At 63.1% G+C, this 16,704-nt stretch carries 10 protein-coding genes; 7 read left to right on the plus strand and 3 right to left on the minus strand.

Features of this window, described 5'->3' with window-relative positions; all coding sequences use genetic code 11:
• The first annotated feature begins 103 nt into the window (after positions 1–103).
• The 5 genes from JGZ97_RS07235 (at position 104) to JGZ97_RS07255 (ending at position 7,567) form a co-directional block, all read left to right on the plus strand.
• Entirely contained in the window at positions 104–1,291 is a 1,188-nt protein-coding gene (locus JGZ97_RS07235) for a pyridoxal phosphate-dependent aminotransferase (protein ID WP_207061950.1), read from the plus strand.
• Between the two features lie 213 nt (positions 1,292–1,504).
• Positions 1,505–2,110: a TetR/AcrR family transcriptional regulator gene (locus JGZ97_RS07240; protein WP_207061951.1), complete on the plus strand. Its 606-nt coding sequence runs from the start codon at positions 1,505–1,507 to the stop codon at positions 2,108–2,110.
• A 23-nt stretch (positions 2,111–2,133) separates the two neighbouring features.
• Positions 2,134–3,186, plus strand: a complete 1,053-nt coding sequence (locus tag JGZ97_RS07245; RefSeq protein WP_207061952.1) for an efflux RND transporter periplasmic adaptor subunit — start codon at positions 2,134–2,136, stop codon at positions 3,184–3,186.
• Positions 3,186–6,257 (plus strand): efflux RND transporter permease subunit, encoded by a 3,072-nt coding sequence (locus tag JGZ97_RS07250; RefSeq protein ID WP_207061953.1) that lies wholly within the window; start codon positions 3,186–3,188, stop codon positions 6,255–6,257. The genes JGZ97_RS07245 and JGZ97_RS07250 overlap by 1 nt, the downstream gene beginning before the upstream one ends.
• A 2-nt stretch (positions 6,258–6,259) precedes the next feature.
• Complete coding sequence (locus JGZ97_RS07255) at positions 6,260–7,567, plus strand: TolC family outer membrane protein (RefSeq protein ID WP_207061954.1); 1,308 nt, start codon at positions 6,260–6,262, stop codon at positions 7,565–7,567.
• 183 nt (positions 7,568–7,750) lie between these two features.
• Here the strand turns inward: JGZ97_RS07255 and JGZ97_RS07260 are convergent, their stop codons facing one another.
• On the minus strand, positions 7,751–9,379 hold the full coding sequence (locus JGZ97_RS07260) for a methyl-accepting chemotaxis protein (protein ID WP_207061955.1): 1,629 nt from the start codon (positions 9,377–9,379) through the stop codon (positions 7,751–7,753).
• A gap of 368 nt (positions 9,380–9,747) precedes the next feature.
• On the opposite strand from JGZ97_RS07260, the gene nhaD reads away from it, so the two are divergent.
• Positions 9,748–11,175, plus strand: a complete 1,428-nt coding sequence (gene nhaD, locus JGZ97_RS07265) for a sodium:proton antiporter NhaD (RefSeq protein ID WP_207061956.1) — start codon at positions 9,748–9,750, stop codon at positions 11,173–11,175.
• 390 nt (positions 11,176–11,565) lie between these two features.
• Here the strand turns inward: nhaD and JGZ97_RS07270 are convergent, their stop codons facing one another.
• A complete protein-coding gene (locus JGZ97_RS07270; protein WP_207061957.1) occupies positions 11,566–12,972 on the minus strand; it encodes a sodium-dependent transporter in 1,407 nt (468 codons plus the stop codon).
• Positions 12,973–13,490: 518 nt separating this feature from the next.
• On the opposite strand from JGZ97_RS07270, the gene JGZ97_RS07275 reads away from it, so the two are divergent.
• A complete protein-coding gene (locus JGZ97_RS07275) occupies positions 13,491–16,184 on the plus strand; it encodes a cation-transporting P-type ATPase (RefSeq protein WP_255537732.1) in 2,694 nt (897 codons plus the stop codon).
• Between the two features lie 93 nt (positions 16,185–16,277).
• On the opposite strand, the gene JGZ97_RS07280 is transcribed toward JGZ97_RS07275, so the two are convergent.
• The gene (locus JGZ97_RS07280; protein ID WP_207061959.1) at positions 16,278–16,664 is read right to left on the minus strand and encodes a hypothetical protein; all 387 of its coding nucleotides are present in this window, start codon (positions 16,662–16,664) and stop codon (positions 16,278–16,280) included.
• Positions 16,665–16,704 lie beyond the last annotated feature (40 nt).

Consider the following 16,704-nt stretch of genomic DNA (forward strand, 5'->3'; position numbering starts at 1 on the left):
GCAGTTTTCGGCCCCTGTTTAAATCCGGTATGATTATAAAATTTACTCGGGCGCAGGGTACAGCGCTCGGACAGACCCACTCTCCAATCAAGAGGATAGAAGCTTGGACGTGCAACTTTCAGACCGCGTACAGAACATCAAGCCCTCCCCCACCCTGGCCGTGACCAACCGAGCGGCCGAACTACGCGCGGCAGGTAAAGATATTATCGGCCTTGGCGCCGGCGAGCCCGACTTCGACACCCCCGAACACATCAAAGCCGCCGCCAAGCAGGCTCTGGACAACGGATTCACCAAGTATACTGCGGTGGACGGCACCCCTGCCCTGAAGAAGGCGATCATCGCCAAGTTCAAGCGCGACAACGGCCTGAACTACGAGCCCGCCCAGATTCTCGTTTCCTGCGGCGGCAAGCAGAGCTTCTTCAACATGAGCCTGGCGCTGATCAACCCCGGCGACGAGGTGGTGATTCCCGCGCCGTACTGGGTCTCCTACCCCGACATGGTCGCCGTCGCCGACGGCGTCCCGGTGATCATCCGCACCTCCCAGGAGCAGCGTTTCAAGATCACCCCCGAGCAGCTGGAGATGGCGATCACCCCCAAGACCCGCCTGGTGGTTCTCAACAGCCCCTCCAACCCCTCCGGCGTCGCCTATACCCGCGCCGAACTGGAGGCGCTGGGTGAAGTACTGAAAAAGCACCCCAACATCCTGATTGCCACCGATGACATGTACGAGCACATCCTCTTCGGCGAGGAGCCTTTCGTAAACATCGTCATGGCCTGCCCCGAACTCTATGACCGCACCGTGGTGCTCAACGGCGTTTCCAAGGCCTACTCCATGACCGGCTGGCGAATCGGTTACGCGGCCGGGCCGCAGAAGCTGATCGCAGCGATGAAAAAGATCCAGTCCCAGAGCACCTCCAACCCCACCTCCATCTCCCAGGTGGCGGCCCAAACGGCACTGGAAGGCTCCCAGGACTGCGTTGCCGAGATGCTTAAAGCGTTCAAGCAACGCCACGATTTCGTGGTAAATGCCCTGAACGAAATCGAAGGAGTGGAGTGCATTCCCGCCGATGGCACCTTCTACGCCTTCCCGAGCTTCCAGAAGGTCATCGACGCCAACCCCGCTTTCGAAGACGACATCGCCCTGGCCGAGTTCCTGCTCAACGAAGCGGGCGTCGCCCTGGTCCCCGGCTCCGCCTTCGGCGCGCCCGGCCAGATGCGCCTCTCCTTCGCCACCAGCCTCAAGGTGCTGGAAGACGCCATCGCCCGCATCAAGCGCGCCCTGGAAGGCTGATCCCGCCCTCTCCCCGACGCGCTCAAAAAAGCCCGGCCTTGGCCGGGCTTTTTCGTTTACCGTCCCCCTGCTGATTCTTACTCGGGCGTTTAGCGAAGCCCCGCGGACCGGGTTCGCCCGCAACGTTGTTACAACCGAGCACTACCCCTGAAATTGACAGAGTGCCCAGCCCGACCCATAATGCGGACCTTTTACTAGACGACCGGTCTAATCATGTCCGAGAATCCCAAGCAGGCCCAGACCCGGGAGCTGCTGCTACAAAATGGCCTCGAGCTCTTCAACCGCCAGGGCTACCATGGCACCGGCCTGAAAGAGATCCTCGCGGCTGCCGGCGTACCCAAGGGCTCCTTTTACCACTATTTCGACTCCAAGGAGCATTTTGCGGTGGAGATTATTCACCACTACCGTGCCCTGGAGTTCAAACGCTGGGAAAGCAAGATCAAGGGAAGCGAGGGCGACCGTCTCGCCGAGATGCGCCGCTGCATCAGCACCCTGATCGACGAGTACGATGCCCAGGAACAGAAAGTGGGTTGCCTGATCGCCAATCTCAGCGGCGAACTGGCCGCCTGCAGCCCCTATTTCCGCAGCGCCATCCAGGCCTCCAGCGAAGAGGTTCTCGACTTGATGGAAGCCGATTTCGCCACCGCACAGCAACAGGGGAGCGTGCGCCGGGACCTGCCGCCCCGGGCACTGGCCTGCCTGTTCTGGGACGCTTGGCAAGGCGCCATGCTGCGCATGAAGGTCAACCGCTCCACCACCCCCTTACGCCAGGTGGCCGAGCTGCTCTTCGACAACCTGTTAAAAGCTCCACACAACTGATGTTCATAATAAGGAACGACGCCATGCCCCTGATCACACGCTCGCTACTGCTCCTACTGGCTGCGCTTTCCGCCCCCGTGGCGCCGGCCCAGGAAGCGCCCAAGGGCCTGCCCGCCGAGGTGGTCCGGGTCCAGCCCCAGCCACTGGTCCGCGACCTGGAAGCCATCGGCAGCCTCAAAGCCAACGAGTCGGCGATTATCAGTCCCGAACTGACCGGCCGCATCGGCGCCATTCACTTTCAGGAAGGGCAGCCCGTGACCCGCGGCGACAAGCTCTTCACCCTGGAAGACTCCAGCTACCGCGCCACCCTGGCCGAGGTCGAAGCCAGCCGCCGGTTGAGCCAGGTGGAGTACGACCAGGCCGAGCAACTGCTCAGCCGCAAGCTGGGCTCCCAGCACGAGCGCGACAAGGCGCAGGCGCAACTGAACATCTACCGGGCCCGGGTCAACCGCGCCCGCACCGAACTGGAAAAGATGACCCTCTACGCCCCCTTTTCCGGCGTCATGGGGCTGCGCAACGTCAGCGTCGGCGATTACGTGCGCGCCGGTGACGACCTGGTCGAGCTGGTCGATCTAGAGCGGCTCAAGGTCGAATTCCGGGTGCCCGAGGTCTACCTTGCCCAGATCAACGTCGGGCAGACCGTTGAGATCACCACCGACGCCTTTCCGGGGCAGATCTTCGAGGGCGAGATCTACGCCAGCGCCCCGCGCCTGGACGAGCGTGGTCGCAGCCTGCAGGTGCGGGCCCGTATCGCCAACCCGGACGGCAAGCTGCAGCCGGGGCTGTTTGCCCGGGTGCGCCTGATCCTCGAGCGCAAGGACGCCGCCCTGATGCTGCCCGAGCAGGCGATTCTCCCCCAGGGTCAGAATTTCTTCGTCTACCGGGTCGAAGACGGCAAGGTAGCGCAGGTGGCGGTGACCCTCGGCCAGCGCAGCCAGGGTCAGGTCGAAGTACTCAGCGGCCTCGAGGCCGGTGACGTGGTGGTCACCGCCGGCCAGCTCAAGCTGCGTCCCGGCGCCCCCCTCACCCCGATCTTCGTCGACGAGTCCCAGGCCACCGCCGGAGGTCGCTCCTGATGGTGCTCTCCGACCTCAGCATTAAACGCCCGGTCTTCGCCACGGTAATCAACCTGCTGGTGTTACTGGTGGGCATCATCGCCTACGACCGGCTCACGGTGCGCGAATACCCCAACATCGACGTGCCGGTGATCACCGTGGAGACCCGCTACCCCGGCGCCAATGCCGCGATCATGGAGACCCAGGTCACCGAGGTGCTGGAAGATTCGCTCTCGGGCGTCGAAGGCATTGATTTCATGACCTCGGTCAGCCGCTCCGAAACCAGCCAGATCACCGTCACCTTCAAGCTCGACCGCGACGCCGACGCCGCCGCCAGCGACGTCCGTGACCGGGTGGGCCGGGTCCGCGGACGCCTTCCCGACGACATCGACGAGCCGGTGGTGGCCAAGGTGGAGGCCGACGCCCAGCCGATCATGTACCTGGCCTTCTCCAGCGACCGGCATAATTCCCTCGACGTGACCGACTTCGCCGAGCGCCAGGTCAAGGACCCCCTGCAGGTGGTGCCGGGAGTGGCCAACGTGCAGATTTTCGGCGAACGCCGTTACGCCATGCGGGTCTGGCTGGACCGTACCCGGATGGCAGCCTACAACACCACCGTGCAGGACATCGAGAACGCCCTGCGCCAACAGAACCTGGAGGTGCCGGCCGGACGCATCGAGAGCCAGGCGCGCGAGTTCAGCATTCTCAGCGAAACCGATCTCAACAGCGTCGCCGAATTCGAGCGCATCATCATTCGCACCGAGGACGGCTACCCGGTACGCCTGGGCGACGTAGCCCGGGTCGAGATCGGCCCCGAGGATGAACGCCGCATCACCCGTTTCAAGGGCGAAAGCGCAGTGGCGCTCGGCGTAGTCAAGCAGTCCACCGCCAACCCGCTGGACGTTTCCAGCGGCGTGCGCGCGGAGCTGCCCAAGATCCAGGCCCTGCTCCCCGAGGGCATGAAGGTAGCCATCGCCTACGACTCCTCACTCTTTATTGCCGAGTCCATCGACGCCGTCCTCAGCACCCTTATCCAGGCGGCGGGTCTGGTGGTGCTGGTGATCTTCCTGTTCCTGCGCAACCTGCGCGCCACCCTGATTCCCATGGTCACCATCCCGGTCTCCCTGGTCGGCGCATTCGCCCTGATGTACGCCCTGGACTTCAGCATCAACACCCTGACACTGCTGGCCCTGGTGCTGGCGATCGGCTTGGTGGTGGACGACGCCATCGTCATGCTGGAGAACATCTACCGCCACGTGGAATCCGGGATGGACCCGATCCAGGCAGCCTTTCGCGGCAGCCGGGAGATCGCCTTTGCGGTGATCGCCACCACCCTGACCCTGGTGGCGGTGTTCGTTCCGGTGGCCTTTACCCCGGGGCGCACCGGCATGCTATTCACCGAATTCGCGCTGACCCTGGCCGCGGCAGTGGTGGTCTCCACCTTCATCGCCCTCTCCCTCTCGCCGATGATGTGCTCGCGGCTGCTCAAGCACCAGTCCAAGCACAGCGCGCTTTACAACCTCTTTGAGCGGGGGCTGCACGGCCTGGCCCGGGGCTATCGCTGGCTACTGACCCTGACCCTGCGGCTGCGGCCGCTGATGCTGGGGCTGGTTGCCCTCTCCCTCTGGGGTGCCTGGGTCTTCTACCAGCAACTGCCCCGCGAGCTGGCACCGGTGGAGGACCGCGGCACCATCATCGCCTTCTCCATGGCCCCCGACGGTGCCTCCGTCTCCTTCATGGACCGCTATGCCCGCCAGGTGGAGAAGCTCTTCGCCAGCGTCGAGGAGGGCGACCGTTACTTCATGATCGTCGGCTTCCCCTCCAGCACCCAGTCCATCGGCTTTCTCGGCCTCAAGCCCTGGGAACAGCGCGAGCGTAGCCAGCAGTCCATCGCCCAGGAGCTGATGCCCAAGATGTACGGCGGCATCACCGGCACCATGTCCTTCCCTCTGAACCCGCCGTCGCTGGGACAGAGCATCGTCAACCGGCCGGTCTCGTTCGTGATCCAGAGTACCAGCAGCTATCAGGAGCTGAGCGCGATCACCGACCAGGTTATGGCCAAGGTCTACCAGAGCGGACTGTTCGTGCAGCCGGACTCCAACCTCAAGCTCAACAAACCCGAGCTGCGGGTCGCCATGCGCCGGGACAAGGTCGCCGACGTGGGCACCCGGGTGGAGACCATCGGTCGCACCCTGGAGACCCTGATGGCCGGGCGTGAGGTCACCCGCTTCAAGCGTGAAGGCGAGCAGTACAACGTCGTTCTGCAGGTGGAGGATGTGGATCGCTCCAACCCCGAGGACCTGACCAACGTTTACGTGCGCGGCGATGACGGCGCCATGATCCAGCTGGCCAACCTGGTGCAGGTGGAAGAGAGCGTGGCGCCCCGCGAACTGCACCACTTCAACAAGATGAAGTCAGTCACTATCCAGGCCAACCTGGCCCCGGGCGTGAGCCTGGACAAGGCGCTGGAGTTCCTGGAGCAGACCGTGGCCGAGGTGAGCGACCGGGTGCAGATCGACTACGCCGGCGAGTCCCGGGAGTTCAAGAGCTCCAGCAGCCAGTTGGAGGTGACCTTCCTGATGGCCCTGGCTTTCATCTACCTGGTGCTGGCTGCCCAGTTCGAGAGTTTCCGTGCGCCCCTGATCATCCTGATCGCGGTGCCGCCGGCCCTGCTCGGCGGGCTCTTCGCCCTTACCAGTACCGGCGCCAGCCTCAGCGTTTACAGCCAGATCGGGCTGATCGCCCTGGTCGGCCTGATCAGCAAGCACGGCATCCTGATCGTCGAGTTCGCCAATCAGCTGCAACAGCAGGGCAAGGAGCGGATTGAAGCCCTGGTGGAAGCCGCCACCCTGCGCCTGCGCCCGATCCTCATGACCACGGGCGCCACCGTGCTGGGTGTGTTACCTTTGGCGCTGGCCGAAGGGGCGGGCGCCGAAAGCCGCCACCAGATTGGCTGGGTGATCGTCGGCGGGATGCTCTTCGGCACCCTGCTCACCCTCTTCGTGGTGCCCACCGTCTACAGCCTGCTGGGCAAGCTGGGGCTGAAGCCGGTGGAGCCGTTGCCCCAACCTGATCGTCTGCAAAGGAGCTGACCTTGAAACTCAAACCCCTGTCGCTGATCCCCCTGGCGGCCGCCCTCGCCCTGCCGGTGCGCGCTGAATTGCTGGCCGAGGTCTACCGCCAGGCCCTGGAGAATGACCCCCAGCTCAAAGCCGCCGAGGCGCGCTTTCAGGCCGACTGGGAAGTGGTCAGCCAGAATCGTGCCGCCCTGCTGCCCAACCTCGGTCTGTCCGCCAACACCGCCTATCGGGAAACGGATGCCGATAACGGCCTTTTCGGCGCCAGCGACGGTAATACCCACGGCTTCAGCATCAGCCTGAGCCAACCGCTGTTCCGCGCCGAATCCTGGTTCCAGTTCCAGCAGGCCCAGGAGCTGGGGGAGCAGGCCGCGCTGCGCTTCGCCGAAGCCCAGCAGGCACTGATTCTGCGCACCGTCCAGGCCTACCTGGGGGTGCTGCGCGCCCGCACCGACCTGATCACGGCGGAGGCGCAGGAAAAGGCGGTGAAACGACGCCTGGATCAGGTCAGCGCCCAGTTCGACGTCGGTCTGATTGCGGTCACCGATGTTCAGGAAGCCCAGGCCGCCTACGACAACACCCGGGTCTTGCGCATTATCGCCGAGGGGGCGCTGGACAACAGCTACCAAGCCCTCAAGCGCCTGACCGGACAGGACTATCGCCAGGTCTCGCCGCTGAACCCGAATTTCCCGGTCCAACCCCTCGAGCCCGATCTTCCGCAACCCTGGGTCGACAAGGCGATCCAGAACAACCTGGCCCTGCGGGTCAGCACCCAGAGCGTGGAAGCCGCCCGCCAGGCCTCCAAGGCCGGGGGCGCCGCCCGCTATCCGACCCTGGACCTGACCGCCAGCTACAGCGACGAAGACAGCCCCACCTTCGAGGGCGACACCCGCTCCATCGGCCTTTCGCTGAACATGCCCCTCTACCAGGGCGGCTTTATCAGCTCCCGGCAACGGGCGGCCCTGGCCGAACTGGAGGTCGCCGTCCAGAGCCGCGAAGACACCTACCGGGAAGTGGTCGAACGGACCCGCAACCTGTTCCGGGACCTGCGCACGGACCAGGCGACCATCGAGGCCCGCCTGCAGACGATCCGCTCCAGCGAGACCGCCCTGGAAGCGACCTCGGCCGGCTTCGAGGTGGGCACCCGCAACGTGGTCGATGTACTGGAGGCCGAACGGCAGCTGTACCAGGCCCGGCGCGATTACGCCGACGCCCGCTACAACTACGTGACCAACGTGTTTCGCTTCAAGCAGGCCCTGGGCACCCTGAGCCCAGAGGATATCGCCGAACTCGACCGCTGGATGCTGCCGGCAACACAGAGCTAAGGCTCGCCAGGGTTCTCCCCCCGGCGCAGGCTGCCCGCCTGCGCCGGCTCGCCTCACGTTCACACCGATAAAGCCGCGGGCCTTCGCCCAACGCTCATCCTCCCGTCCCCACACCTGCGCGGTGAGCAGGCACAAAAAAGCCCGGCACACCCCGAGGGCGCACCGGGCCGAAAACGCAGCGCGTTAAACCTTGAAGTGAGACAGCTCCTTTTCGAGCCCCTCGGCCACCCGCTGAAGTTCAACGCCCGCGGCGCAGACCTCCTCGGTGCCACCGGCGGTCTCCTCGAAGGCGCTGTTGATGTTGTTGACGTGCTCGCTGATCATCTCCACGGTCGCGCTCTGCTCCTCGGTGGCCGAGGCGACCTGGGTGTTCATGTCGGCGATACGCAGAATATCCTCGGTGATTTCGCCCAGGGTCTGGCCGGCCTCTGTCGCCCGGGAGACGCTGGTTTCCGCCTCGTCGCGCCCTGCCAGGATCACCGCCACGGCGCCCTTGGCCTCGCTCTCCAGCTGCTCGATCATGGTCTGGATTTCCTCGGTGGACTCCTGGGTCCGTTGCGCCAAGGAGCGCACTTCGTCGGCAACCACGGCAAAGCCCCGCCCCTGCTCGCCGGCACGGGCCGCTTCAATGGCCGCGTTGAGCGCCAGCAGGTTGGTCTGGTCGGCGATGGCCCGGATCACGTCCAGAATACCGGCGATATTGTGCACTTCGGACTCCAGGGTCTTGATCGAGTTGGCGGCTTTCTCCACGGAACCGGCCAGGGCGGTGATCGAGGCGACGCTGCCGTCCACCACGGTTTTGCCGGCCAGTGCCTTCTGCTGCGCGTCCTGAACCGCCTGCGCGGCCTGGGCCGCGTTCTGAGCCACCTCCTGGATCGTCGCGCTCATTTCGGTCACCGCCGTCGCGACCTGGTGGGTCTCGTCCTTGTGGGACTGCAGCGCACCGTTGGACTGCTCGGTCACCACCGCCAACTGCTCGGCGGAAGTCACCACGCGATCGCCATAGGAGCGGACATTGTTGACCACCGCCTGCACTTTATCAGCAAAGGCGTTGAAGCCGCTGGCCAGGGACGCCAACTCATCGCGCCCCTTGACCGGCATCCGCACAGTGAGGTCGCCATCCCCCTTGGCAATCTCCTGCATGGCCAGGCTGGTCGCCTCCAAGGGACGCACCACCGCACGGATAATCCCGTAGAAAGCCGCGCCCAGGGTCAACAACAGCAGCCCCAGGACAATACTGTTTGATTTCAAATCCGCCGCGAACTCCTGGTCCACGTCATCGATGTAGACACCGCTGCCCACGATCCAGCCCCAGGGCTGAAACCCTTTCACGTAGGAGAGCTTGGCCACCGGCTCCTCGTGCCCGGGCTTGGGCCAGAAGTAATCGACAAAACCCGCCCCCTCGCTGCGCACCTTGGCAACGAAAGCGGTAAACAGGGCCTTACCGTTGGGGTCCTTGATGGTGGACAGGTCCTTGCCGTCCAGCGCCGGCTTGATGGGGTGCATCACCATGGTGGGCCCCATGTCGTTGATCCAGAAATATTCAGTTCCCTGGTAACGGAGCTGCCCGACTGCCGCCATGGCTTGAGCCTGGGCTTCGGTTTCATTCAACTCCCCGGCCTGGACCCGCGCGTGGGCCGACTCGACGATGCCATAGGCAGTCTCGACCACCGCCACCAGCTTATCCTGCTTGGCTGTCAGCAGGGCGGTGCGCTTCTGAAAAGTTTGGTAAAGGAAGGTGCTGGCAAAAACCGCCAGCGCGACAATAGCGATAAGCCAGATGCGTTGCGCAATAGTCAGTCGTGACAACATGGGGCTACCCGTTTTTATTTGGTTATTCTGCCCCGGACCTTGGTTGGCCGGGGTCGTAGTGCATCCCAGCCGTTGACGACCTGCCGATCGCCGCTGCCTCCTGCAAAGAGGTGTCCATACCACTGCGTTAAGTGGGCGTCATCATACGGAAAATCAGCTCCTTTTAAAAAGTGGGGTTATCGCAAAGTTGATCTCCGTCAGTACTACCAAGGTCGAAGACAGGGAAAACATGGGCTAACCCACGGTTACAGGGAAACTTAACCGGGCCAACGCCTCCCCCTGCGAGCGCTCGGAGAGCGCCGGGCCAGCTATACTTTTTGGCATAAAAAGCATGCCTGATAGTTATTTTTGAAGGGGATTTCTCACCCATGCGTCCACACCTTTACCTGCCTCTACTGCCGTTAACACTCCTCGCTTTCCCGACCCATGCCTCCAGCGGCCCGCTGGATCTGACAGCCACCGGCGCGGGGTACTTCGCACTGGTGGTCTTCGTGATCGCGTACCTTGTGGTCATGGCCGAGGAACGCCTGCACCTGCGCAAATCCAAACCGGTGCTGGTGGGTGCCGCCATCATCTGGGCCGTCATCGGCTGGATCTACGTGCAGGAGGGGATGCCGGAGGTCACCGAGGCCGCCTACGAACACACCCTGCTGGAATTCTCCGAGCTGATGCTCTTCCTGCTGGTGGCCATGACCTACATCAACGCCCTAGAGGAGCGACGCCTGTTCGATACGCTCCGCGCCTGGATGGTGGAGAAAGGGTTCAGTTACCGCGGTCTGTTCTGGCTCAGCGGGACCCTGGCCTTTTTTATCTCACCGGTTGCCGACAACCTGACCACCGCGCTGCTGATGTGCGCCGTCGTCATGAAAGTGGCGGAGGGCGACAACCGCTTTATCAACCTCTGCTGCATCAACATTGTGATCGCGGCCAACGCCGGCGGCGCGTTCAGCCCTTTTGGCGACATCACAACCTTGATGGTGTGGCAGGCGGGGAAAGTGGATTTCGCCGAGTTCTTTGCCCTCTTTTTACCTTCCCTGGCCAACTTCCTGGTCCCGGCCGCCATCATGAGTTTCGCCGTTGAAAACCGCCACCCCGCGCCCCAGACCGAACAGGTGGAACTCAAGCGCGGCGCACGGCGCATCGGCCTGCTGTTTCTGCTCTCGATAGCCACCGCGGTGTCGGTTCACACCTTCCTTCACCTGCCGCCGGTGCTGGGGATGATGGCCGGCCTCGGTTACCTCCAGTTTTTCGGCTATTACCTGCGCATGACCCTGCCACGCTCTCTGGCCCGCAAGCGCCACGCGGCCGAACTTGCCGGCGACACGGAGCGGTTGCGCTACCTGGGTGGGGTGGTGCCCTTCGACGTGTTCAGCCGCGTGGCCCGCTCGGAGTGGGACACGCTGCTGTTTTTTTACGGGGTTATCATGTGCGTTGGCGGCCTGGGGTTCATGGGATACCTGGCGATGATGTCGGAAGTGCTCTACACCCAGTGGGACCCCACCAGCGCCAACATCGCCCTGGGGATTCTGTCAGCCATCGTCGATAACATCCCGGTGATGTTCGCCGTGCTGACCATGGATCCCCAGATGTCCCACGGCCACTGGCTGCTGATCACCCTTACCGCCGGCGTTGGCGGCAGCCTGCTCTCCATCGGCTCAGCGGCCGGGGTTGCCCTGATGGGCCAGGCCCGCGGCATCTACACCTTTTTCGGTCACCTGAAGTGGCTTCCGGCGATCCTGGCGGGCTATATCGCAAGCGTGGCCGTTCACCTCTGGCTCAACGCCGGGCTGTTCTAGGCCCGGCAGCCATGACCGCTCCGTGAAGGATAACGGGCGGACCGGCGGCCCTCCCCCAAGGCGGAAATTCGGGCATAAAAAAACGGGGCGCCCGGAAAACCGGGACCCCGTTCTTTCCTCTGACACTGGTGCGCACTCGCGTGTACATCAGTGGTTAGAGCCTTTTGCTCCTAAGAGCTTGATTCCAGTATAGAGGTGGCCATCCATTTTCCTAATGAAAAAAAAACATGCTTTTTATTAATTTGCTGCAGCACATTAATTCCGCGCCGCAACAAAAGGCAGCACTCAGCCGCTGACCTTCACGACCAGCCGCATTAACCAACCCCTTGCTCAGGCGAAAAAAAACGGCGTCAGGAACACCTGACGCCGTTGGATCTAATCGCGCGGGGATCAGGCCAGGTTGTACACGAAGACAACCAGCACGCCCAGCGGAGTCACGTAACGCACCAGCCCGTACCAGAGGGAGAAGGCAACGGAGCTCTCCATGCCCAGCTCACTCTCAACCGAGGCGCGTTTCATTCCCCAGCCCACAAACAGGGCCACCAGCAGCCCGCCCAAGGGCAGCATCACGTTGGCGGTAAAGAAGTCCAGCAGATCAAAGATCGTCTTGCCTTCGAACATGGTGAACATGCCCAGCGGGTGGAAATCGGACCACAGGTTAAGCGAAAGAATGGAGGCGATGCCCAACAGCCAAACCATAAAGCCAGCGCCCAGGGTGCTGGCCAGACGGTTGACGTCCTTGTGCTCTTCCAGCCAGGAAACCAGCGGCTCCAGCAGGGAGATGGCGGAGGTCCAGGCGGCGAATACCAGCAGCACGAAGAACAGGGTGCCGAAGAAGGCGCCGCCGGTCATCTGCCCGAAGGCCAGGGGCAGTGTCTGGAAAATCAGGCCGGGACCCGCGCCCGGCTCAAGGCCGGTGGCAAAGACGATGGGGAAAATTGCCAGCCCCGCCAGCAACGCCACCAGGGTATCCATGAAGGAGACGGCGATGCTGACCTTGACGATCGAAACCTCCCGGGGCAGGTAGGAGCCGTAGGCCATCATCACGCCCATACCCAGGCTGAGAGTAAAGAAGGCGTGGCCCATGGCGGTCAGGATGCCCTCAGTGGTCAGCTTGGAGAAGTCGGGGGTGAACAGAAAGTCGACACCGGCACCGAAGTGATCGGTGGTCATAGCGTAGCCGACCATCAGCAGCAACAGCACGAACAGGGCCGGCATCAGCAGGGTCACTGCCTTTTCCAGGCCCGCGCGCACGCCGCGGGCGACCACGACGATCACCATCGCCATGAACACCGTGTGCCACAGCAAGAGATCACCGGGGCTGGCCAGCAGGTTTCCAAAAATCCCACCTACCTGATCAGCGTCGGCGCCGACAAAAGCGCCAGAGGCGCTGCTGCCCACGTAAGAGACGGCCCAGCCGCCGATGACGGAATAGAACGACAGGATGATAAAAGAGGCGATAACCCCCATCCAGCCCAGCCCCTGCCAGCGGCTGGAACGCCCGTCGCTGAGAGCCAGGCTGCGCATGCTGTTGATCGGATTATGGTGCCCGCGGCGGCCGATGAGCACCTCGCCCATCATAATGGGCAGGCCGATCAACGCGATACAGAACAGGTACACCAGCACAAAGGCGCCGCCGCCGTTTTCGCCGGTGATGTAGGGAAACTTCCAGATATTGCCCAGGCCGACAGCGGAGCCGGTAGCGGCAAGAATAAAGGCAAAACGTGAAGACCAGAGTCGCGCCGCGGGCTGGCCGTTGGCAACGCCGGCGCTGGCAGTTGTGGAGCTTGCAGTCATGGATTCCTCCGGAGCAGGAAACAAGCGCGTACTCACCGCCAAAGAAACCGCGGTTTCGTACGATTAATTATTAGAAATTGTGGAGTTGGTTCAGTTACGGCCGGCGTCGATCAAAAAGCCTGCTCGAAACGGCAACCAGAACGGAGAGGAAATCCCGAAAGCCGGGAGGTACAGCATGAGTAACAGGTGACATCATCATGATAATTAAGCCCTTCCCCCGCTGGATCACAGCGAGTGGTGCAAGTTTTTGTTGTTATCCGGAAGTTCCGGCTCTTGCGGGTGTCTGCCCTTGTGGAGCGACGCGGCTAAAGTAACGTATTCGTCCCCTTTCCGTCAATGTCAATAATCAACAGCGAGTCAAAGATTATTGACAAGGCGCCTTGAAGCTGCAGCGCACGCCGGCCCCTGACACCCCAACTCCCTGTTCTCACAGGAAAGCGCCGACCATACTTGAAGCGGCCCGGTTCCATGAGGGAACCGCCGTATTTTCTCGATCAAGGATGCGCAGAAGGCAGGGAATGGAACGCAGCCCCACCCAATGGCACTGCCTGAAAGAAGACGAGGTCGTCCGGCGACTGGCCACCTCGGTACACGAAGGGCTGAGCAGCGCCGCCGCCGAACAACGATTGCAGGAACACGGCCTCAACACCCTGACGTCGAAGCGGGACGCGCCTGCCTGGCGGGTGTTTTTGCAGCAGCTTGGGCAGCCTCTCATTTACATTCTGCTGGGCGCCACGCTGGTGACCAGCCTGTTGGGCGAGTGGGTCGACGCCGGCGTGATCTTTACCGTGGTGCTGGTCAATGCGGTGATCGGCTATATCCAGGAATCCCGCGCTCTGAGGGCGATCCGCGCCCTCTCCCATGCCATGACCAGCGAGGCCAGGGTGCTGCGGGACGGCAGCACCCGGCGACAACGCTCAGAAGCCCTGGTCCCCGGGGATATTGTCCTGCTCAGTTCCGGCGACAAGGTGCCGGCGGACCTGCGCCTGCTGCGCTGCCGTGAGTTGAAGGTCAATGAATCAGCGTTAACCGGCGAATCCCTGCCGGTGGCAAAAGACACGCACCCCCGCCCCCCAGCCTGCCCCCTGGCCGACCGGGGCAACATGGTCTATAGCTCCACCCTGGTAACCTGCGGCACGGCCCTGGGCGTGGTCGTCGCCACCGGCGACGGGAGCGAAATCGGCAGGATCAACGCGCTGATCAACACCGCCGATGTGCTGGCAACCCCCCTCACCCGCCGTATCACCCGCTTCAGCCGGGTGCTGCTTTACGCCATTCTTGGCCTAGCGGCACTCACCTTTGGGGTAGGTTTGCTGCACGGTGGGTCCTGGGTCGAGATGTTCATGGCCTCGGTGGCATTGGCGGTGGGTGCCATTCCCGAAGGCCTGCCGGCAGCACTGACCATCACCCTGGCCATTGGCGTCGCAAAAATGGCCCACCGCAATGCCATCATCCGCAAGTTACCGGCGGTAGAGACCCTGGGCAGCACCACCGTTATCTGCTCCGACAAAACCGGGACCCTTACCGAGAACCAGATGACGGTACAACGCGTCTATGCCGGTGGCGCGACACTGGCGGTCAGCGGTGTCGGCTATGTGCCGGACGGTCATTTCAGCCGTGCCGGGCAACCCGTCGACCCGACAGGCCTAGCGGCGGTGCGTGAGTGCCTGGTAGCCGGCCTGCTGTGCAATGATGCCAAGCTGGCCAGGGATGCAGATGGCAGCTGGCGGGTCGAGGGGGACCCCACCGAAGGTGCCCTGATCACGGTGGCGCACAAGGCAGGCCTTTATTTAGCCGACCTCGGGCTGCCCCGCATCGACAGCATTCCCTTTGAGTCGCAACACCAGTACATGGCGACCCTGCACCGGAACGAGAAGGGCAGGTATCACACCTACCTCAAGGGCGCCGCCGAAAGCCTGCTGCAACGCTGCGAGTATGCACTGGATAACCGCGGCGAGCGGATCCCGTTGGACTTTGACCACTGGCACGGGCAAGTAACAGCGCTGGCCCGCCAGGGCATGCGAGTACTGGCCTTCGCCCGAGACGAACGGACACGGGCGCCTGAGACGCTGCATCACCGGGACGTCGAGAGCGGGCTCACGTTGCTGGGCCTGCAGGGCATGATCGACCCGCCGCGTCCGGAAGCGGCAGAAGCGGTCGCCGCCTGCCGCGAGGCCGGCATCCAGGTCAAGATGATCACCGGCGACCATGCCGCCACCGCCAGCGCCATCGCCCGCCAGGTGGGTATATCCCAGGACGGGGAGGCGGTGATAACGGGGTCTGAGCTGGAGGCACTGGATTTCCGCGCCCTGGAAGCCGTGGCCGCAGCGAGGGCGGTCTTTGCCCGGGTAGCGCCGGAGCAGAAGTTGCGACTGGTGCAGGCGCTGCAGGCCAGAGGCCAGGTGGTTGCAATGACCGGGGACGGGGTCAATGATGCCCCGGCCCTGCGCCGGGCCGATATCGGCGTGGCGATGGGCATCACCGGCACCGAGGTCTCCAAGGAAGCGGCGGACATGGTGCTCACCGACGATAATTTCGCCTCGATTCGGGCGGCGGTGGAAGAGGGTCGCGGGGTTTACGATAACCTGGTCAAGTTTATCACCTGGACCCTGCCCACCAACCTGGGCGAAGGGCTGGTCATTCTCAGCGCCGTGCTGGCCGGCATCACCCTGCCGATCCTGCCGGTACAGATCCTCTGGATCAACATGACCACCGCGGTGCTGCTGGGCCTGATGCTGGCCTTCGAACCCAAGGAACCGGACCTCATGGCGCGCCCGCCCCGCGACCCGCGCGCAAGCCTGCTCTCAACGGCGCTACTGGTGCGGATCGCCCTGGTGGGCCTGCTGTTGCTGCTCGGCGCCTACGGTCTCTTCCGCTGGGAGCTGGCTCAGGGCAGCAGCGAGACCCTGGCCCGCACGGTGACGGTGAACGTCTTCGTTTTCGGCGAACTCTTCTACCTGTTCAACTGCCGTTCCCTGCGCTACTCCATGCTCCACCTCGGCGTTTTCAGCAACCCCTGGCTGCTGCTGGGGGTCGCCACCATGATCGGACTGCAGCTGCTCTACACCTATGCCCCGGCCATGAACACGGCCCTTGGCAGCGCACCGATCGGTGGCGAGCAGTGGCTGCGGATCCTCGGGGTCAGCCTCTCCATTTACTTGATCGTAGGTATAGAGAAGTGGGTGGCCCGGCACCTAAGCCGAGCCGAATAAGATCTGACGCGAGCGCCAAGCGAACACGGGAACCCCCAGGGAGTCTCCAAGTCCCGGTGCCCGGGGGAAGTCGGATCAGCCGATGGCTAGGCGCTAACGGTAGCGGCTGTCGTCAAAGGGATCGATGGGATCGGCCAGTTGCTCATCGGCGCTGAAAAAGGGCGTTTTATCCCGCAACACCAGTCCGCGCTTGTTGAACCAGCGCTCGACCTCCTCCATGGCATCCTCGGCCTGGGATTTCTGAATGTAGGCCGAGAGTATCTGGTAGAAGTAAACCGCGAACAGGGCCGCCGCCGCGCCGAGAAAGAACTCCGAGCCCATGGCGAAGAAAAGCAGAACAATCCCCACGATCCAGATCTTGCTGCCACGGGAGCGCTTAAGCGAGTCGTGGGCCGACTGGCCGCGGCTGAACAGCTCGACAAACTTGTGGTACTCCTTTTGAAACGCGTTTTTCTCGTCAGCAGGTAGGTATCTTTCCATTGGGTCTTCCTTTTGGGTTCGCAAATAGTGCCTTACGCCC

This window comes from Motiliproteus sp. SC1-56 (assembly GCF_017309075.1).
Taxonomy (GTDB): domain Bacteria; phylum Pseudomonadota; class Gammaproteobacteria; order Pseudomonadales; family Balneatricaceae; genus Motiliproteus.